The following is a 20393-nucleotide window of genomic DNA, read 5'->3' as shown; positions in this document are numbered from 1 at the left end:
CTACAGGCTACTCAGGCTTTCCTGAAATAGCGACAGGTTTTTCAAAAGGATGAAGGTATTTATCCAGCAACACAGCCACCGCTAATCTGTTCAGGCGGTAGTGATCATCATCACCGGAGATTTTTATGCCCGCACTTTCCAGATCATTCTTCATTTGTGGTATAGTGATGGTAGTTACCTCCGTAGCAGCGATGATCTTCACGAATGCTTCCATCGTCAGCATTTCGCCGGAAGCAGCCCACCAGTGCTGCAAAGCAGGATACAATGGGCGTAACCCTTCTGCCAGTTCATAACCGCTTACCAATTGCTGCGGATAGAACCAGGTTTGATTTGCCCACAAATAGGGTATCCCTACTCCCTTCAGGATACCGGTAGCACCTATTTTTTGAACAACAGCAAAGTATGGGTCTACCGGAGTTACATCTATGAACGGCATGATATAGCCATTTGCCTGTAGCAATGCCTGCTGCACTTCCCTTACCGACAGTTGCGCCGGTTGCCTATGCTCACGTATGCACAAAGCAGCCATAGCACCGGCAGCCTGTCCCAGCTGCATCACTACCGGCTGTAGGCGGGTAGCCCCGTTTACGATATTGCTAACACTAATACTTTTTTCTGCCACCAGCAATCCATCTACACCCTGCGGAATTAAGCTGCCCATGGGTACATTATAAGACGGTACCCTGATCTTCACAAAATCTATGGCCGGTGCGGAAGGATTTTTCAGGTGGTGATGATCTATCGTATAGTCGCCAACAGCAATGCCTGTACGATAAAGCGTACTGTCGTAGGGACGGGCCACTTCATTGGAAGTTAATGTAACCAGTCCTTTGAGCCTCCTGGACTCGCGGTGATAGGGAATGAAAGGTAACTTATCAGCGGTCGGGAATTCATCATCTGCCAAACCAAGGTTTTTATATCCTAGCTCCTTTTGCAGGTAATATACAAAGCGGAGTGTATGTAATTTTGCCTGTTTCCATGCTATTTCCCTTTCTGCAGGGGTGCTTTCAATCATGTTCAGGTAAATATCGTTGCCACATTTAGGCCAGTTGATCATGTATTTATTATTCGGCAAGCGGCCATACTGCATCATTTTATAGCAATTGTTCTGTGGGCTATCAAATGTAGCCGGATCGCTGATATCACAGCTGCAACGGAACAGAGAGGCATCATAACCTTCGGGCCTGGAGATCGTTTTGTTAGCGCCTTTTCCATAATCTTTCAGTACCGCTACATAGGTCAGGTCCTGTATAATATGGCTGGCCACCTCCGGCGCTTGTGGTTCTTTGGTGTCATAGCGGCTATCCATGCCGATTCTGTAGGCCGCGCCGGCAGCCGCCAGCACATCACCCAGTTCAGTAGCATCGATGAGTATGTTAGCGGAGATAGTCAGTGATTGTTTCCCTTGTGTGGCGGTGACTATCCATTTATCGGCTTCTTTTTTTACAGATTGCCATTGTGTATTGTAAAGTATTTGCAATTGTTTTTCTGCTGCAGCCAGTTGTTGCCAGATCTGGTTACCTACATGTGGTTCAAATAAAGTATTGCTCACCCATCCGGTAGCTACCGCATCAGCACCACCGTAATATTGATAAAGCTGTTCACGGAATTCGCCCCACAATCCGGCAGGCATGCGGTGGTTACCATCGATAGCAGATACACCGGCAGCAGTGAGCATACCACCCAACCAGGAAGTTTCTTCTATGATAATAGTATTGGTGCCCATACGCGCTGCCTGGATACCGGCAGTAGTACCACTGGCGCCTCCGCCTATGATCAGCACTTCCGTATAATAAACCTGTTGGGCCTGCAGTGACCTGGCGCCTGCAAACACGAATAAAATAAATAATATACACCTCATTAAGGCAGTCATCTGGTTGATTTTTAGTTGGGCCCTTTATGATACCGGGCGATGCGCCCATATGTTTTCCATTACGTTGTTGCGCTATACTTCGTGCTTAGTACCTAGTTTTTCATAACGCGGCCATCTTATACATCGCGTGTTTATTACAGTATTTTCCCTTATGCTATTCCATAATACGGTCCCATGTTTTCCATACCTGGTATAAGGCCCTTGGCACATGAAAACATCCTTTCCACTTACCGCCTTTAAGGCTGAGTAGCGGTTCTCCTTTTCTGTTCAGGTAGCCGTACCACTCCCCATATTGTTCATCCCGGAAATGGCTCCAGGTATATTGATGTACTTTTTCAAACCACTGCAAGCAGCGCACCTCGCCAGTCAGTTCATATCCTTTAGCCAGGGCCACAAGCGTTTCCATATGTACCCACCATAGTTTTTGGTCCCATTCCAGTTGCTGAGGCGGATGCCCCAATATGTCCATAAAATAAAATATTCCGCCGTGTTCCTTGTCCCATCCATATTCCAGCGTATGCAGCAGGATATCGCAAGCCTTGCGGATCAGGGCTGGGTCTTGCCGGCGTTTACCCAGGTCCATGATAAACCACATTGCTTCAATAGCGTGCCCCGGATTCAGGAGGCGACCTTCAAAGCTGTTGGAAAAGCTACCATCCGGGTAAACATTTTCCAGTATCAGTCCATGGTTGGGCTGATAAAATACGTCCATTACTTCGTGGATCACATCCGGTACCAAAGCATCTACCTGTTGTGCCCCGAGCAAGTGTTCCAATTCAATAGAAAGGTTACACAGGATCATGGGCAGGCTAAACCCCTTCAGCGGGCGGGTGCCGGGATAAGTTTTATTATAAATACCCTTCCAGTTATCTTTCCGCTGCAGGATATTATTAAACGTGTTCACAGCGATTTCCTTATAGCGATCTTCCGGAGCAATTTTATCCAGTGCAGCGAAGGCCATGGCAGCGAAGCAGTCACTAAAAATATTATGTGCCTGCGTTAAAGGCCGTCCTTCTGCTGTCAAAGAAAAATACCAGTTACCATTGGCGTCGCGGCCATATTTCTCCAAAAAGCCGGCGCCATGCAGGGCCATTTGCCGCCATTCTTCTTTCGGTGATACCATATTATACATATAGCTGAAACACCAAACCTCCCTACCTTGTAACCAAATGAACTTATCGGTATCGAATACACGCCCATCTCTTTCCAGACACGTAAAATAGCCTCCGTTCTTTTCATCTTTGCTGTGGCGGAGCCAAAAAGGCAACACGTTATTCAGCAGTTCGCGGCGGTATTGTTCCGCATAATTGTTGAGCAATGGGGCTTTCATGATTACTTCCTGTTCCTGACTGTTTTGCTGTGCATCCGCGGCCATAAAACCTATTTAATAATTATTTTCTACTTTTATGGTAAATTTATAATAAATATACTTAATCGCACAACAATTACTAACTTTTTTTATTAATTACTCTTACTTAGATATTTTTTTAAGTAAAATGGAACTCATGATCAAAATGAAAAAAAATAATCCTGTTAACCAAAGTATTCTTGACCTCTTTTCAGAAGAAACCATATCCGGTGTTGCTTATAAGAATAAAGCGTTGAAACGCGCCATTATCAATCATCTCGACAAAATGGAGCAATCAACCATTACCGATCTAACGCAGGCGATGAATATCAGTGTTCCCAAAACCACCAGCCTTGTCAATGAACTGATCAACGACGGGCTTGTACGGGATTCCGGCAAGATAGGCTCCAAAGGAGGGCGACGGGCCAGCTTATATAGCCTGGTAGCGGAATCAGCTTTTTTTATCGGAGTAGATGTAAAACATTATCATGTAAATATCGGCCTGCTGGATTTCAGGAAAAATATGGTAATGGAGGAAATGCATGTGCCTTACTTATTAGCCAATACACAGGAATCGCTAGATCAGCTGATCCAGATCATACAGGATTTCATCAGTAAACTACCAGCAGCCACCAGTAATATACTGGCCCTATGTCTGAACCTTTCCGGACGGGTAAACAGTGAGAGCGGTTATAGTTACAGCTATTTCCATTTCCAGGAAGAGCCGCTCAGCGCCACCCTGGAAAAGATCACAGGAATACGCACTTATCTGGAAAATGACTCCAGGGCTATGGCTTATGGAGAATTCCACCGGGGCATTGTATCTTCTGAAAAAAATGTGCTGTATGTGAACCTTGATTATGGGATTGGCTTAGGCATTATGATAGATGGCAAGATATACCGTGGCAAATCCGGCTTTGCCGGAGAATTTGGCCATATCCCCTTATTCACTAATGAACTGATCTGCCACTGCGGCAAGAAAGGCTGTCTGGAAACAGAAGCCTCCGGCCAGGCACTGGTAAGGCTTTTCAAGGAAAAGATTAAACAGGGCTCCGGCTCTACATTACTAACCCATCATCAACTGCCAGTTCCCCTGCTACTGTCAGACATTATACAAGCCACCCATAAAGAAGATGTGCTCTGTATAGAATTATTGGCCGATATTGGCGAAAAAATAGGACGCGGGCTTTCTGTTCTCATTAATATTTTCAACCCCGAATTAGTCATTTTAGGCGGCATGCTGGCTGAAACAGGAGAATATATCCGTCTCCCTGTACGCAGTGCCCTGAATAAGTATTCGCTGAACCTGGTTAATAATGATACACAGTTGTTGATGTCGCGCTTAACGGAAAAAGCCGGGGTAACTGGTGGTTGTCTTATCGCCAGAGATAAGTTGCTCTCTGTGCAACCATAGTTTCATTAAATAAATTTTCTTCATGGCTTCAATTCTTATTTTTTTTATTAAGTTTGTCTTAGTTAATAAAAAATATTTCATATTAATGCGTCATGAAGAAACTACTTATACGCCCGGCACAACTCGCCGTATTGGCCTTTACCTTTACATGGCAGGCCTCTGCTCAAACACTGCCGGCCGATATCAATCAAAAACTTATTACTGCTGCACAAGGCAGCATTGTAGAACTACCAGGCCTGTTAAATGAGCAACTGCCCAAAATTAATTATCAGAAAATGGTACTCCCCGGACCACAATACATTATCTCCGACGACCCGGAATACATACGTGTGCCAGAAGCTATTTCCCTACAGGAAAAAGTAACTCCGGGCACTGTAAGACTCTATGTATATAATGTAAATGGCGTAAAGGAACCAGCTAAGATCACTACCAAAATAGTAGCCGTGATCAAAAATACAGGCACTACGCCCATGCATATACGTATGCTAAAATATTCGTCCCAGCAACCCAGCGGAAATTATTTCCAAATCGGAAAACAAGGACTGGCCGACTATTTTGCGGCCACTCCACAAAGTAACATACGTACTGTAGAACCTGGAAAGATCCTGGCCATAGACCCCGCACAAGAAAAATTCCTGGTAAAGTACGACGACCTGGTACATGGCTTCTATGACTTTGTGATAGACCAACCCGGCGAGATCAGCGTAGTGCAAACCGATCCTAAAACACCTATTGCTACCGCATTGGCACGCGCAAAAGTATTGCCACCCAAAAGCCGCAGCGGTGCAGGTAGAGGATTGTTTGGCGTTAGCAATTACCGGCTGCTCTCCAACGACACTATTGATACTAAAAACGGCATTACACAAATGATTATAGCCGATGGCCAACTGGACCCCTGGGTACTTGGTTATGAAGGCAGTACCGGTAATATGGCTTCCCTGGCCGGCAATTACGGTGTAATGTACCATACTGAATTAAAATGGAAAAGCACTAACGGCAAAGGACTCGCACTGGTAACCTGGAATGCCCGCAGTGGCAACAATCAATGGTGCAGCGGTATGGCCAATACAATGGTAGTGAGCGGAGGAAAATTCAAAGAAGGAATCATACAATTGCCTTCCGACCGGCTGATCACAAAAAAAGCGCCGGAAGCGATCCTAGTGCAGGTATTCCCACCAGCGGCTAACGGTGAAGAACAAACGATCCATTTCACTTATTCTCCTCCAGGCGCCTCCTGCCTGCCAACTCCGCTTATTTTTATTCCGGTGGACATGAAATAACCAGTTCACCTATGTATCGCATACATATATTATCAGGCAGTAAAATCAAAAACCTATAGAACAGAGATAGCCGCAAGGTTTCCATGCGGCTATCTCCTGGTTAATAAATTATATCAATAACGCCCCTAGTACGTCACCCCTCATCCATTTTGAATCTCTCACAAAAATTAATGGCAAAATATTACTAACAGAGCTACCTAAAATTGCCGGTAGCACTCCCCGACACAAAAATAAGGAGGTACAAAATCGCCTTATCATTTTATAAACTATTAAATACTGTTAGCATTCCTGATAATATTTTGAATTTCTAATTTTTATTTATACATTCGTACAGCCTGCTACCTGCTCATGCAGGATAATGCTGTTCCATATGACCCTGAGTAACTGAATAACCCGATCCATGGCGGCACAACAGGCACCTGAATTGAACATGCGAGGATATTTTTCACTTCAAACATCAATTAATCAGTCATCCACATAAATGATCAACAGATTGTCTATGAATTCCGAAAGCACTTTACACCCTATGAATAAGCCTATATCCAGGCCATATTCGCCATTGGTGTAAAAGCTCCATCCAGCCAGTGTGTAACAATAACATATTACAACGTTTGTATTCATCCTCAAAATAACAATTATAGGCATTATTGTATGCTGTGAAGGCAACAATGGCTCACAGAACATCGTACAATCAGTAGAAGATCAACGGAACAAAACTTCCGGCCAATTCAAAATGATGAAATCCGCTCCTGTAGCAGTAGCTTCCTACATCCGCAACAACGGGTAAGATGGCAAAACATCACGCATAAAAGTAAATGAATACAGCTCTGAAGATTACCGGTCCGCCTGAATAATCAGGCGGACATCATCTTTATATCTAAAGATCATTTAAAAAATACAGTACAATTTCGTACAATCATTCCAGTTAGTATACTTATCACTAAACACTTGGATTATTGTTGGCAGCGCAATCGCCTTCATACCCAATAGCATACCCTTGCTGGTAAAACATCCAAACAGCATCTTCCTTTTCTTCGTAGAGACAGATCAGTTGGGTAAGATATATCTACTCAAAACAGCCGGAAACATACACCATTTCCTTTATTTAATAATTGTTAAAATAATGAAAAACGGCCGGGATACACACCTTTTAATTACTTAATTTTCAATTACTTAATATACAAAAATCTCCGCTTGCAGCCTCCAGTAAAGTACAGGCTCATTGGTTCGTGATCTCACCAAATCACCGACCTTTGGTTTATAACTATTCTATTCATCTATTAAACTTTGTGAGTATGAAAAAGATGATGATTCTTCTGTTGGCAGCCGGTATCTGCTCGGTAACCGCGATACCAGCAAGAACGAACGCCCAGAACATGCAGGAAACTCCTAAACAAGATAAAAGAGATAAAAAAGAACTAAAGAAGGAAGAAAAGAGAGAAAAAAAAGAACAGAGAGAGCAACGCAAGATGGAAAACGGCATGACACCTTATAGTTATAGCTACAACTATAACTATAACATGATGCGTCCTCCTGCAGCACTTCCTGTTACTGAAAATTTTGTTCCTGCAGATGTAATGGCTTCTTTTAGAAATAAATATGGCCCTTCACTATACGATATCACTACCTTGAATTTAGATAATGGAAGTAATGCTTACGTGGTTCGTATGATTGAAAATGGTGTAGCACAAAGTATTACTGTAGACGCCAGTGGCTCCCCTGTAGTGATTACACCTTGATTTTGTTACGTTGATAACTAATCGGATAAGAGAAAACCTGTTGGCCCAAACGCCAACAGGTTTTCTGTTTATTAAACCAACACTTTATTTATGCCATCTTTTCGGCCACCCAATCCATTACTACACTGGTAGCAAAATCGGTAGCGCCTACGTGGCAATGTTCCTGTGCGGCATCTTCTTCCGTAAGAATCCGGTAGGTTGCCCGGTCTCCTAAAGCATTGGCTAACCGTACCGGTTGCCCACCAAAAAACTGGTCTGTTCCTGCTTCGCATACCAAAACGGGGCATTGGATATGATCAACGACCCCTTCCATTGTCATGCTCCGTGTTTTTTCCAGGAAATCAAGCGGAGACGCCGTTATAAAAGCCCAACAACCTTGATCGATAGCCCATCTTAAACCGGTATGTTCCTTCATCATCTGGAGAACAACCTGGTCGAACATCTCTTGTTTATTTTCGTCGCGGAATTGTAGTAACACAGGTGGCAGATTTCTTGAAAATGCGTGGTATATATCGAATAGCCCATCCACACATACTACTGCTGCAAGACGATGCTCAAAAGCAGCAGCCCTGGGTACCAGGAAGCCTCCGAATGAATAACCCAGGAGAATCAATTTACTGCTGTCTATTGCGTCAATACCCTGGCAGTAATCTACTACTGGCGTTACTACTTTCTCCCATTCTGTAATAAAGCCTTTTTGTTGGTTCCTTACTACCGTTGGCTGGCCAGGACCTTCAAAGGTAATCACATTATATCCCCTCTCCAGTGCGCCAAAACCAAACACATGCAGCATTTCTTCCTGACTGCCATCATAGCCATTGCACAATAACAAAGTAGGACGGGGTTGGTCGTCATTGGCTGCCCGGTAAAAGATACCTGGAACGTTGAATTCCGGTGTAGCTAACTCAAAACGTTCACCTGGTATATCCATCAAGGAAATAGCCTGATCGAAACAAGCGGTCTGTAATTTCCAAATATCCATGATCCTTGGGTCTGCCGGATTACCATGCAGGAAGAAATCGGCTGACCTGTAATAGCTGGCGGCCCTGAACAATGCATTCCGCGCAGAAACGCGGTAACGCACATCTGGCACATTCGTATGTACGTGCTGAGCCAGCTTGTTAAACTCTTCGTACCAGCTTTCAAAATCCCCTGGCTTTACTTTCTCCGCCACACTCAACACTTCTGATACATCTGCTCCATTGGCACGGCTTGCACCTAATACTCTTAAAAGTTCATAATGAAAGGTATGATCACTACTTAATTGTAACATATTATTTTTTTAAGTGGTATAAGCAACCTTACAGTACCTGTGTTTTGCAATGCCCCGGGTGGCAGATCCTGTAACGTTTAAATCAATTGAACGATACAAAGATACCACTGCAGTTATTACGCAGAAAGAGAAGGAATTAGGTAATGATTGGACTATTTAAGGTATGCCGTTCTGAAGACCAGGGGGGTGGTTTGGGTTACTTTTTTGAATAGCCGGGAGAAATAAGTATGGTCTTCGTATCCCAGCAAATGGGCGATCTCTTTCACGTTCATATTGCTGTAACACAATAACCGTTTCGCTTCCAGTATAATTTCGTGCATAATCCAATGAGTAACCGTAAAGCCAGTTATTTTCTTTACCACCTCATTCAGATAGATTTCTGAAATATGCAGCTGCCTGGCATAGAAAGTCGGGCTTTTCTCTTCTGTTACCCGCTCAGTTAATAGCTTTCTAAAAGCACGAGTAAGCAGAAAGGGACGGGAGGTAATTCCCCCCTCACTGGCTGTAGTAAGATATGCGCGCGCTACCACGCATAAAAAGGCATTTAACAACGCATATGTTTGCTGCTTGTAAAAGGCAGCCTGCGGATCACTATAATATTGCGTACTCAGTAGCTGTATGGTTTGCTGACATTGCATAAAAGCGGCCTCTTCCAACATACAAGGCTGCTGCGATAAAAGATTACTTTCAAAAACATCCAGGCAGTCTGCCGGCACCAACATAGGCGCTACAGACAAATACCAGCTATCGCTATTACCGGCATTAATACGATGGTGTATTTGGCCGGGCGAAACAAAATATACATTCCTCTCTGTTAAGAGCACTTGCTGGAAATCTACTACAATAGACCCAGCACCTTTTTCTACAAGCAAAAAAATATAGTTATCGTCCCGGTGCACCCCAAAGGCCTCCAACTCGCTTTTGGAACTGCTATGTGAGGTATGGCGCACTTCGAGGCCAATATCAGCACGGTCGTATAACTTATGAAGAGGTATCTTTTGCATAACAGGTGTCGTAAACAAATATCTGCAATTCTTCAAACTATTCAAAAAAGCCAGCGGCACTGGTTTATCCTATCTTAGGCTTATCAAGATTCCTCTTACTGCTATACGTTAAATCCAACAAAAAATATATCTTGGCGCCATGAAACGGTTCCTATTACCTGTTATTGTACTGACCATGCTGATCGCCTGTAAGCATCCGGCCCCTGCCCCTAAAGCACAATCCCTTACGTCTGCCCCGGCAATAGCTGTAACGCCGCGCAATAGCTGCTCCTACAATAACGATGTTATGGACCTAGGCATAGGCCTGATAGTTGTACCGCAACAATTTGAAATTTACCAGGATAGCCTGTTAAAACAGCTATTGTATAAAATAGACATGTACAAAACTGACGACCTTTTATCATTACCCTGCTCCAAATATTTTGATCCAGAATATGGTATTATGCAGTTTGTATGCCTGGAAGTTACCGACGACGCCTATAAGATCATAACGAATTACAACGAAATTAAATATCTCCCTAAAAATAAAAACTATAGGTTCCAAACCTGGGAAACCTATATTATGCAGTCTTATGGCATTCGACGGGGAACCGATTCAAAAGGAAGTACCATCTTTCCCCAAACGTTGAGGAAAATGCCGGAGGATAACGCAGATACATTAACCATCCCTGAAGGATATGAAATGTTTTGCCCTTTGCAGATGAAAGGAGATTGGTTGCAGGTAAAATATGATTGCTTTTACAATGATGACCAGGACAGCAGTGAACCTTGCCGTGAGTACATTAATGCCTGCCAGCCCTCTCTTACCGGCTGGCTTCAATGGAGAAAGGATAATAAGGTTCTGGTAGATATTTTTCTGATGCCATAAGCGCTTTTTACAATAGCCAGACTGGCATAAAAACAACGCCTGTAAGCCTCCACGGCTTACAGGCGTTATAAAATATCCTTATAAGGCGACTATCTGTTTGCGGTGCTCATATCTATTACATCTCCTTTGCGGGAAGCCGGCGTTATTACCAGATCCGTTAGCTTTCCATTTACCACTTTTCCTTCTACGGTTGTACGATATGGTGCATTCAGTTTAAAGGAAACATTCCCCCATTCAGCGGGCCAAGCCGGCAACAGCATAATTTTCTTACCATCAGTTTGCATCAGCATCTGTTGCAACCCGTTTTCGCCATTGCCTCCATTATCTTCATCGGGCATATAGTCGTGGCCGATATCCCAGAAAGCCGGAAATTTCAGTGAAGGGTCTTTACGGGTCAGGTTAAAGGAAGTATACATTTTTGCCACAGCTGTTTGCCCCAGCATGGCTGCCTGGATAGGGTCCTGCACCCAGCAACCCTTATCCCTGAATTTACGGTTATTAAAAGAGTTGATCGCCAGCTGCAGATCCGGCTTACCCACGCCATATAAACGGAAAGGATAAACGGCATACAGCTCAGGATTTTCCAAGTTATGGCCTTTAGCTGTTTGTGGGCCACTATAAGGCAACAGCACCTCTTTGCCATTCTCCACACCTACAGGTAGTACGGGTAATTCACTTTCGAATCGTTGCCAATCACTACGCTGCTGCTTGCTCACCAAACCGTCCGGCAAAACAGCGAGGCGGTGCACTACGGCATGTAAGCCAGCAATATCCGGTGCAGGATTATGTACCTTCCAGAACATCTCTATGGAGTTATCTGGGTCGAGCAACAACTTACCCTGGGCATCGCGACTAAAATGTTTATCAAAGAAACGAATACCCGCAGTTGCTACCGGTAACAATATTTCTTTGGCAAATTGCTGATCGCCGGTATATTCGTAATAGTCCAGCATCATCATGCTCAGCTCCAATATCGGCGTAAAATAGTGGGCGGTCCAGTTTTCCGGCACTTCAGGCCCCATGTACAACAAACCACCCCAAAAAGGCGCTGTTTCGGCGAAGTAAGCACCATCGTGGTGATAATATTGTTGTACGAGCTCAGCATTACCTGGCAATATGCCGGCATACATTTTAAACAACGGCAGCATGATATCAAAATCGCCTGCCATTAACCGCGGCCAATACATGGCGCGGGTATTCTGAAACCAGTACTGTCCGCCCCAATCCCTGAAATCAGCGTCCATCTTCACCGGGTTATTCTTCCGGTTTTGCATCCAGGCCGGATTGTCTACCACAAACAAGGAACCATTGAATTTGATGGGATAAGCGCCCCTGCCAGCACAAGCAGTCACAAAACGTTGCAGGATATACCCTTCATTTACTTTTTTAGTTTGATCATCCCCCTGGATAAATATCCAGCTCCGGTGCCAGAAATTATCCCACCATCGCCGATGGGCCGCCCAGGTCTGCTCAAGGTTCAACCCATCGATGTCTGCTACCTGTTTATTCATACCGGATAACCAATTATTGACCCCTGTTGTTTGCGTAAGCGGATAAACAGAGATCAACTGCGTGGTAGCCGGAGATTTAGACTGCAAGGTGGTAGCATCGGCATTTACCAAACCCGGGCCTTTAATAACGGCGCCAAAAACGATGTCCTTCAAATGGGGATCGGCAGTAGCAGGATTATAATGGTACCAGGCCACCTGGTTAACTTTATTCAACACGGTATCGCCATCACCGATACGCCAGTTTTCCAATTTCACCTTCACCGAAACAGGATGTTGGCTTTTCGCTGCTACACGTATAACAGGATGATTAGCATCGACCCATATCCGGAGCGTTACTGCATTTGCCCCAGCGCCTTCCTGTAATTGTATCTCTCCTTCATGCAATTTCAACACCTGTAGAAAGGCGCCCTTGTTCGCCAAAGGGTTAGGGCTAATAGCAATGCGTACCAGACCGAGCTTCATCAGCACGCCTCCTTCTTTCATCCAAGGCCCCCGCTCCTTTGTTTCGGTACCCCAGGCATCCGTTTTACCGATATAAAATGCCAGATCTCCAGTCGGTTCTGCCCACACATTTAAACTAATATCGCCGTTACCCAATGGCATCGACTGCAAAGATGATGGCCCCGGTGTATCCCAGCTAACATTATAGGCATTGAGCAATGCGGCCACATTATCTGATGGGCGCTGTCCATTCCCCTCAACAACAATGAACAAGCTCAGTAATGCCGCCAGTAAACCTTTAAAAAACTGTTTATTTATCATGTTTACACTAGTTATAACAAACAAAATACAGCACTCACCGGTATTTTGCAACTGCGTGAGGTATTACTGTTCTTTGGATATAAAAGGAGGGTATTGGTCTGCCGATCCTGTTTTGTGCAGGGTGTTTATATCTACGTCTGAATAAAAAGGCACGTATTCAAACCGTAGCTTACCCGATTCCTGATAAAAACGGATATTGGCATCAAAGGCTACTGCCCGGTAGTTATTGTCGCCAGTGAGCGTATCACGATATAACAATTGCTGCTCTTTCCACTTTAGCATGCCATCTTCCAGCTTAACACCATAAATACCGTATACAATGGCCTCCATCGTATACTCATTAACGGTAGAAGACAGGCAACGCATATAGCCGGTCAACTGTCCGGAGCTTTTACGCATGGCCAGCTCATAGCGGAATACACTGGTACCGGTAAAATCTTTTTGCAGGCCGATACGCTGACGATGGTGATCCAAGGTATATACTTTTTCCGAAGTAATGGTAATCATGTTAAACTGCAACCCGGCTTCGGTAGTGGCCAGGTCTGCAAAAAACATCCGGTCACTGTATATGCCCTGCAACTTTCCGCCTTCCAGGGAATAAGTAAGTTGAGCTGTATCCAGTTGCCGGCCAATAACTTGATCGCGGATATAATTCACCACTGCGTCTTTCATGTTGAGATAGATGATCTATTGTATAAATGTATCAGGAGACTAAAAAGTTCACGGGAAATAAAAAATGAGGGGGACTAGTTAGGAAACAAGCTTTCGGGAAGAAGATAAAAGAACTTTAAAACTGATATTCAGCAGCTGAAATGGCATCCTGATGCTTTATCCATGAAAAATTTCCAGAGCACACTGCGGACGCAAATGTTTTAGTGGATAAAATAGTCATAGATTTACAGCCGATTTGTGGGACTTAGAATCAACATTAATGTTCACTTTGATAATATGCTAAAAAATATCTCGAATCCAAAATCTATAATCCTTAGTGGCCTTGTTTTAGGGGAAGCCGACAATCGGAACAGTTGCTAATTGAATATGAGTAACTCCTGTTGGCTTAAAGGATGGATCATATTTTTCTAATCCATCAAGATCAATAAATTTAATAGGAGAGTTCTCTGCATAAGCGTAGGTACTATTCCATGCAAAGTTCCGTGCTAACGGATCTACACTCAAAAACTTCCCTATACGTGGATCATATGTGCGCATGCCGTAGTCTACCTGATTCCCCTCTCCTTTCACCTCATTATCATTCTCCTTCCCATTAAACCCATACCTATACCTACCTGGCACACTATTATAAACACTGCTATCAATTGGCGTCACATACCCATTCAACGTAAAATTATCTATCCGGAAGGACCCCTGGTTACCTGTTCTGTTACTCAAGGTAACCTCTACGGTTACTTTGCCCATCAGGTTGGTGACTGGATTGCTCACCGCTAATGTGCCTGTAGACCTCATGACATGCGATCCACCTGATACGTCTACATAAATAGTATCTGCACCTGATGATGGAGGGGGGACTTACCGGGATACCGTTAATCGTCAGGCTGTAGTTTTGATAACCGGTATAGCTGCTTCGGTGATAAAAACTAAAGGAACTCACATTTAACTCATAGCCGGGATCTACATCGAACGTTAAACGGATCGTACTCGTTTCTGGTGCCGAAGAAGGCAGCGCCAGGGAATGTCCTGCATTGCTAACCCCGGCATAGGTAGTCCAGGTGGTATCTGTTGTGCGGCTGTTAGTCCAACTACTGTTGCTGATATAGGCGTGGGTGTTAGCTACTCCAGTATAAGGCATAGCATAGGGAGCCTGCTCAAAGTCATTCTGGTACAGCGCCACCGGTTGCGATGGACTGCCCCAAACAAGGGATGGCGCTGGGAGAATAGAAAGAGGCCGTCTCATAAATAAAGAGACGGCCTCTTATCATTTATAGTATCAGTCTAATATAACTACTTTCTATAGAGGATCATCAAAAGACAACCAAGGATCATCTTTCAAACCATAAGACAAGACAACCCCTCCAGAAGATATCAATTCAAAATCTTTATCCTTATCAATAATTTTAATATAAAATTCAGAAGCTGCTAAAGTGTTACTATCCATAAACAATATATTAGCATTAGACCAAGAGAATGGTCCTTTCATATATTCACAACTTACCGCCAGTATATATAACACCTCATTCTGATTCGTGAATGAAAGACGAACTACTAAACGTTTATGTGTTATACTAAATAACCAAATTTGAGCATCAGCCCCTCGATAGCTCACAAGGGCTGATTCAAACTGCTCTTTATCTATTAATGTTCTCATTAATCTTCAAATTTAGATCCGTTCCAATTAACATTCTTACCATCTCTGGTAAATGTTGTCTTTTTAAGCAATGCAGGATCACTAATAATATGATTAAATTCCTTACTTGTAATACTAGATGTTTTAATTGTAGGATCAAAATGCGTTACATCAAAATTTATTGCATCCGCATTTTGGGCAGATTGCCTAAATGATTCCATAAAGGCAAAGTTATCCATAGACGCTCTTCCAAAATCTACCTTTGTCAAACCTGCTAATTGCCAGCCTGCGTTCTTATAAATTATTGCTTCTGTCCATCTATGATTACTTAAATCCTGATCAAGCCCTAATCCTATTACTTTCCTATTTTTTGAATCCTTGTCTTCTAGATTTGAAATTGGCAATTTGGGCGGTTCTGACATAGAACCTAATGGCTTTTCCTGATTAAGATCTCTATTAAAATAATAACTCGCCGTTTTCGCTTGCTCACTGATTGCTGTAAACTGCCTCTGCTGAGGCGTTTGATACGGAACTAATGGCCTTTCTCTTCGTTGAGTTCCAACATAAAATCCTCCATTAGGAGTAGTCACTAAATACCCACCTGTTACTGGGCTAACACCCTCATTAGGCATCACGCCTACTCCTGTTCCAGGCAAGAACATTGGACGATTAGGACGAGTCGTCAAATTACCTTCCGGATCAACATACGTATTACTTAAAGCAGGACGTGATGCCACTCCTCTTGATATTGGAGTTACTGTAGGTTCTAACCCATCAATATCAATCGCCTGTATCGGTGTATTTCCTGGATATTGATATGGTGTATACCAAGGATAACTTTGCGTTAGTGGATCTACTGATAAGAACTTTCCTATTCGTGGATCGTAGATGCGCATCCCATAATCCTGCTGATTCCCTTCCCCCTTCACCTCATTATCATTCTCCTTCCCATTAAACCCATACCTATACCTACCTGGCACACTATTATAAACACTACTATCAATTGGCGTCACATACCCATTCAACGTAAAATTATCTATCCGGAAGGTCCCCTGGTTACCTGTTCTGTTACTCAAGGTAACCTCTACGGTTACTTTGCCCATCAGGTTGGTGACTGGATTACTCACGGCTAATGTGCCTGTAGATCTCATGACATGCGATCCACCTGATACGTCTACATAAATAGTATCTGCACCTGATGATGGAGGAGGACTTACCGGGATACCGTTAATCGTCAGGCTGTAGTTTTGATAACCGGTATAACTGCTTCGGTGATAAAAACTAAAGGAACTCACGTTTAGCTCATAGCCGGGATCTACATCGAACGTTAAACGGATCGTACTCGTTTCTGGTGCCGAAGAAGGCAGCGCCAGGGAATGTCCTGCATTGCTAACCCCGGCATAGGTAGTCCAGGTGGTATCTGTTGTGCGGCTGTTAGTCCAACTACTGTTGCTGATATAGGCGTGGGTGTTAGCTGCTCCAGTATAAGGCATATTATAGGGAGCCTGCTCAAAGCCATTCTGGTACAGCGCCACCGGTTGCGATGGACTGCCCCAAACAGGGGATGGCGCTGGGAGACTGGCGGCGGACGTATCTGCCTGCCCGTTAAACTTCCGGCCAGGCATCAGCATACCAAAAGCATAATAATCCTGCGTGCTAACTATATCAGGACGATAGTAATCTATAGTAGTACCATTGCTGCTGTAAGGCAACTTCTTGTCTGATACTGTCGACAATACGTTACCCAGGTGGTTACTTAATTCAAAGAGCTTATTTCCTTTACTAAAGATAGTATTTATTCCGTTTCCTAAACCCGGCATCGGCAATTTAACCGGAACTGTGATATGTTGCACATTCTCCTGCCGGTTCAATAAGCCTAAACGGGTGCTCCCATAAAGGTCAGACGATATCAGCGTAAGGTCTCCATGATTAACACCAGGATCTCCTTTGGTGTAAACACCCATCACATTGCCCGTGGCATCACGCACATACCAGGTTTCTACGTCCTTTACACGCTTGCCGATACGGTTACCTACAGCATCGTACGTATAGGCGATAACGGTACCATCGGACTTGCGTATACGTTCAATCTTCCCATATACCGTCCAGCAGATACTGTCTATATCACTCTTACGGTCAGATATCAGGTTACCTGTCTCATCATAGCTATAGTTGTGGGCATACTGCCTGTCGATGTCATTGGAATAATTACTATCTGGCACCTGGTCATCGATATAATCCAGCTGGTTGTTGCCCGGCCGGTAGTGGTAGGTCAGTTCATCCATCGCCAATGGCTCACCTGCAAAGGTATTGTTACCATTGCGATGGTAAGATTGTATGTTACCATTGGCATCGTAATCGACCACCTCTTCAAAATCAGGCAATTTAGCAGCAACCCAGGTATTAGTCGTAGTATTCAAACCGCGGGAGGCAGTCATACTACCTAGCCGGTTCAGCACATCGTATTGATAGGTATACAGCAACGGTTGGCCTAAGGCTGACAGGTTCACTCCCATCGCTGCAATAAAAGCATTTTTAGGTAACTCAATGGATGTATGTGGAAAAATATTTTATTGCTACATTTATGCAGCAGAATAAACGTTTATGTAGCACACAAACAAACTTATTTTTCGCACCATACACCCTACAAGTATCAAAAACACACCAAAACTGCTACAGATCAGCTATTTTTGTTAACCTAAACAGACTATTATGTCTCAAAAAAATAATCTCGGTAACCGTATTCTTGAACTTCGTAAAGCCAAAGGCTGGTCACAAACTGAACTGGCTGATAAAGTAGATATTTCATACGCCCAGATAGGACGATACGAGACTAAAGGCGCGCAACCGCCTGCGGAGGTCATTAAAAAAATTGCTGAGGCACTTGATACCTCTGTGGATTATTTGATATTCGGTAGCTCTACGGATAAAGCCACCGCTGCGCTCCATGATGCAGAAGTGATCAGATATTTTAAAGAGATTGAGACGCTACCAGGTGAAGATAAAGCCGCACTACTGCGGGTCATCGCTGCTTTTATCAGGGATGTTAAAACCAAACAAACTTATACACACTAAATCTATAGATGACAAAACCCCGCCAGTGGCGGGGTTTTGTCATCTATGATAACCATATAACAATTTACTTCATCCTCTTTAAATAGTCTTTTCTTATCGAATCTGCATTATAAATGTAAGGGGAATGATCAGAAACATACATATAAAAGCGATAGTTAAACTCATTAACACTATCTACTGTCTTTTTCTGTAAGGTTCCCATATAGCCATTACCATACAGCGCTTCAATATAATTAATTCTAAAATATCTGTTCTCCAAAGCAAATTTACTATCGCATATAATCCTAGCATTATAGTAATCAGCATGGGCATTATTATCTTCCATACACTTACAATACTTCTTCGCTACAGCAATTCCATTAAAGGATGAGTCTTTACATGCCATAAAAAACAAATAGAAAAACAACAAAATAATCTTAATCCTAGCTACTTTCATACTATTTACCATTAAGGCGTTTCTTTATCATTATTTCCAGTCACAGTCTTATCCCCTGGTTGTCCAGCTGGAACCGGAGCCTTCTTTACACTACCATAATAATTATAAAAATTAGGAACAGGCGACATTCCAAATGTTGTCGGAGTCCCTTTCAATTTCTTAAATGTCTCCTTAAGAACACCTATATTTCTACGTTGTAATTGCGCGTCAGCGACTCCGGGATTCCTATAGCTAAACCTAACCCCAAATGCAAACTGTTCAAATTGAGCACCAGCTTCAATGTTATAATCATCATCTCGTTGTCTGCCATTATTAAATCGTCCATAATGCGCAGATTCGTGCATAATAGCTGAGGTAACAACAAACATAGCTTCTGCAATTGCATTATCATCACCCTTCTTTATAGCTGTTTCTAATTCTTCAATTTGACTATATCCTACAATAAGGTTATCAGGAAAGTTATTCCCATCAAACTCTCCTCCGCCTTCTCCTCCAAATATTTTAGAAAGTAAAGGTATTCTATCGGTGTTCGCTTCCGATTCACGACGCGTTGGACTTATCCAAGGCCCTTTTCCATAAGTTATCATCTCATCAAAAGCTTTCCCTCCAGCCTCTAAATCTGTATAACCTGAAGCTTTTACCCACGCATCTCTTACAGCTGGATTATCTTTAAGCATTGGTAAATAATACTTTACTATTTTAGCTAAAGTCGGATAACGCTTTGCAAAGAATGGTGAGATCTTAAACAGTCCATTATAATCTAAAAACGATACAGGGTTATTTCCTGCAAATCCATATGGAGATTCCTCTGGGAACTTTTTCTCAAATGGATCTGTGGATAAGAATATCCCCACTCTTGGATCATAAATTCTTGCTCCAAAATCTAACTCATTCCCCTCTCCCTTCACCTCATTATCATTCTCCTTCCCATTAAACCCATATCGATATACACCCACCTGCTCCACTCACGGCCTCACCTACCATCCGCAACCTGGTGTCTACTCAAAGAACTCCCATAAATATATTACTTTTTATTTTATCTGTTTTTTCATTTGAAAGAAAAAAATATGCGCGATCATCGGGTAGGTTACCGTCCTGGTAGATAGATGATGTGTTACTACTGCTGATGTTATAATCAACAGATGGCCAGAGAACTACCGTCCAGCCTATGTTCTACCGATGACCACATCATCTGTCTACCAGGACGGAAGCAAGATAGTACTACAGCTGATCAAGGTACTGACGCTGGTGTTCGCGCAGTCTTATTCTCCGCGGAACCCTTATCATGAGGCCACTATCCCTAACGGATACACGCTTTATCTGATCGTTTATCAGAAGCGATACTCCGCCCCCACCCGCCATTCCCCCCGGCCTGCTGTGGCTCCGTGTCTCGTCCTAAAATAAGTTTACAGATTTTAAAAATAAGTCCTAAAATAGATTTGCGTTTTACTCTTAGTCCTGCTCCTCATTTACAGTTCCTTTTTTAAGATAATAGTTTTTCCATAACC

The 20393-nt window shown here is 43.3% G+C and carries 17 protein-coding genes; 5 read left to right on the top strand and 12 right to left on the bottom strand.

The genetic code is table 11. The annotated features are described in order from the left end of the window. Positions 1 to 7: 7 nt before the first annotated feature. Together ACDQ55_RS18995 and ACDQ55_RS18990 are read right to left on the bottom strand one after the other, a co-directional pair. On the bottom strand, positions 8 to 1873 hold the full coding sequence (locus ACDQ55_RS18995) for an FAD-dependent oxidoreductase (RefSeq protein ID WP_420983088.1): 1866 nt from the start codon (positions 1871 to 1873) through the stop codon (positions 8 to 10). Positions 1874 to 2027: 154 nt separating this feature from the next. Further along, positions 2028 to 3248 carry an AGE family epimerase/isomerase gene (locus ACDQ55_RS18990; protein WP_420983086.1) on the bottom strand — a complete coding sequence of 407 codons (1221 nt, stop codon included), beginning with the start codon at positions 3246 to 3248 and terminating at the stop codon, positions 2028 to 2030. Between the two features lie 130 nt (positions 3249 to 3378). On the opposite strand from ACDQ55_RS18990, the gene ACDQ55_RS18985 reads away from it, so the two are divergent. The 3 genes from ACDQ55_RS18985 to ACDQ55_RS18975 all read left to right on the top strand — a co-directional run bounded on the left by ACDQ55_RS18985 (position 3379) and on the right by ACDQ55_RS18975 (position 7654). Beyond that, a complete protein-coding gene (locus ACDQ55_RS18985) occupies positions 3379 to 4635 on the top strand; it encodes an ROK family protein (RefSeq protein ID WP_420983085.1) in 1257 nt (418 codons plus the stop codon). 92 nt (positions 4636 to 4727) lie between these two features. After that, a complete protein-coding gene (locus tag ACDQ55_RS18980) occupies positions 4728 to 5915 on the top strand; it encodes a copper amine oxidase (protein WP_420983083.1) in 1188 nt (395 codons plus the stop codon). 1295 nt (positions 5916 to 7210) lie between these two features. Continuing rightward, a complete protein-coding gene (locus tag ACDQ55_RS18975) occupies positions 7211 to 7654 on the top strand; it encodes a hypothetical protein (protein ID WP_420983082.1) in 444 nt (147 codons plus the stop codon). An 88-nt stretch (positions 7655 to 7742) separates the two neighbouring features. Here the strand turns inward: ACDQ55_RS18975 and ACDQ55_RS18970 are convergent, their stop codons facing one another. Both ACDQ55_RS18970 and ACDQ55_RS18965 read right to left on the bottom strand, forming a co-directional pair. Continuing rightward, entirely contained in the window at positions 7743 to 8927 is a 1185-nt protein-coding gene (locus ACDQ55_RS18970; RefSeq protein WP_420983080.1) for an alpha/beta hydrolase family protein, read from the bottom strand. Positions 8928 to 9079: 152 nt separating this feature from the next. Continuing rightward, positions 9080 to 9931 (bottom strand): AraC family transcriptional regulator, encoded by an 852-nt coding sequence (locus ACDQ55_RS18965; protein WP_420983079.1) that lies wholly within the window; start codon positions 9929 to 9931, stop codon positions 9080 to 9082. Between the two features lie 139 nt (positions 9932 to 10070). Here ACDQ55_RS18965 and ACDQ55_RS18960 point away from each other — a divergent pair, with 139 nt between their 5' ends. Then, the gene (locus ACDQ55_RS18960) at positions 10071 to 10799 is read left to right on the top strand and encodes a hypothetical protein (RefSeq protein ID WP_420983078.1); all 729 of its coding nucleotides are present in this window, start codon (positions 10071 to 10073) and stop codon (positions 10797 to 10799) included. Positions 10800 to 10888: 89 nt separating this feature from the next. On the opposite strand, the gene ACDQ55_RS18955 is transcribed toward ACDQ55_RS18960, so the two are convergent. The 6 genes from ACDQ55_RS18955 to ACDQ55_RS18930 form a co-directional block, all read right to left on the bottom strand. Further along, positions 10889 to 13072 carry a DUF5703 domain-containing protein gene (locus ACDQ55_RS18955; RefSeq protein WP_420983077.1) on the bottom strand — a complete coding sequence of 728 codons (2184 nt, stop codon included), beginning with the start codon at positions 13070 to 13072 and terminating at the stop codon, positions 10889 to 10891. A gap of 63 nt (positions 13073 to 13135) precedes the next feature. Further along, positions 13136 to 13744 (bottom strand): hypothetical protein, encoded by a 609-nt coding sequence (locus tag ACDQ55_RS18950; protein ID WP_420983076.1) that lies wholly within the window; start codon positions 13742 to 13744, stop codon positions 13136 to 13138. A 327-nt stretch (positions 13745 to 14071) separates the two neighbouring features. Further along, positions 14072 to 14461, bottom strand: a complete 390-nt coding sequence (locus tag ACDQ55_RS18945; RefSeq protein WP_420983075.1) for an RHS repeat-associated core domain-containing protein — start codon at positions 14459 to 14461, stop codon at positions 14072 to 14074. Next, positions 14454 to 14984, bottom strand: a complete 531-nt coding sequence (locus tag ACDQ55_RS18940; protein WP_420983074.1) for a hypothetical protein — start codon at positions 14982 to 14984, stop codon at positions 14454 to 14456. Before ACDQ55_RS18940 ends, ACDQ55_RS18945 begins: the two co-directional genes overlap by 8 nt. Positions 14985 to 15038: 54 nt before the next feature. Beyond that, positions 15039 to 15395 (bottom strand): hypothetical protein, encoded by a 357-nt coding sequence (locus tag ACDQ55_RS18935; protein ID WP_420983073.1) that lies wholly within the window; start codon positions 15393 to 15395, stop codon positions 15039 to 15041. Beyond that, positions 15395 to 17890: an RHS repeat-associated core domain-containing protein gene (locus ACDQ55_RS18930; RefSeq protein WP_420983071.1), complete on the bottom strand. Its 2496-nt coding sequence runs from the start codon at positions 17888 to 17890 to the stop codon at positions 15395 to 15397. The genes ACDQ55_RS18935 and ACDQ55_RS18930 overlap by 1 nt, the downstream gene beginning before the upstream one ends. 196 nt (positions 17891 to 18086) lie before the next feature. On the opposite strand from ACDQ55_RS18930, the gene ACDQ55_RS18925 reads away from it, so the two are divergent. Further along, positions 18087 to 18449 carry a helix-turn-helix domain-containing protein gene (locus tag ACDQ55_RS18925; protein WP_420983070.1) on the top strand — a complete coding sequence of 121 codons (363 nt, stop codon included), beginning with the start codon at positions 18087 to 18089 and terminating at the stop codon, positions 18447 to 18449. A gap of 64 nt (positions 18450 to 18513) precedes the next feature. On the opposite strand, the gene ACDQ55_RS18920 is transcribed toward ACDQ55_RS18925, so the two are convergent. Beyond that, positions 18514 to 18885 carry a hypothetical protein gene (locus ACDQ55_RS18920; RefSeq protein WP_420983069.1) on the bottom strand — a complete coding sequence of 124 codons (372 nt, stop codon included), beginning with the start codon at positions 18883 to 18885 and terminating at the stop codon, positions 18514 to 18516. Positions 18886 to 18896: 11 nt separating this feature from the next. Continuing rightward, entirely contained in the window at positions 18897 to 19850 is a 954-nt protein-coding gene (locus ACDQ55_RS18915; RefSeq protein ID WP_420983068.1) for an RHS repeat-associated core domain-containing protein, read from the bottom strand. Positions 19851 to 20393: the final 543 nt, after the last annotated feature.

The organism is Chitinophaga sp. 30R24 (assembly GCF_049056765.1).
Lineage (GTDB): Bacteria > Bacteroidota > Bacteroidia > Chitinophagales > Chitinophagaceae > Chitinophaga.
This window is presented reverse-complemented; position numbering and strand designations above follow the sequence as displayed.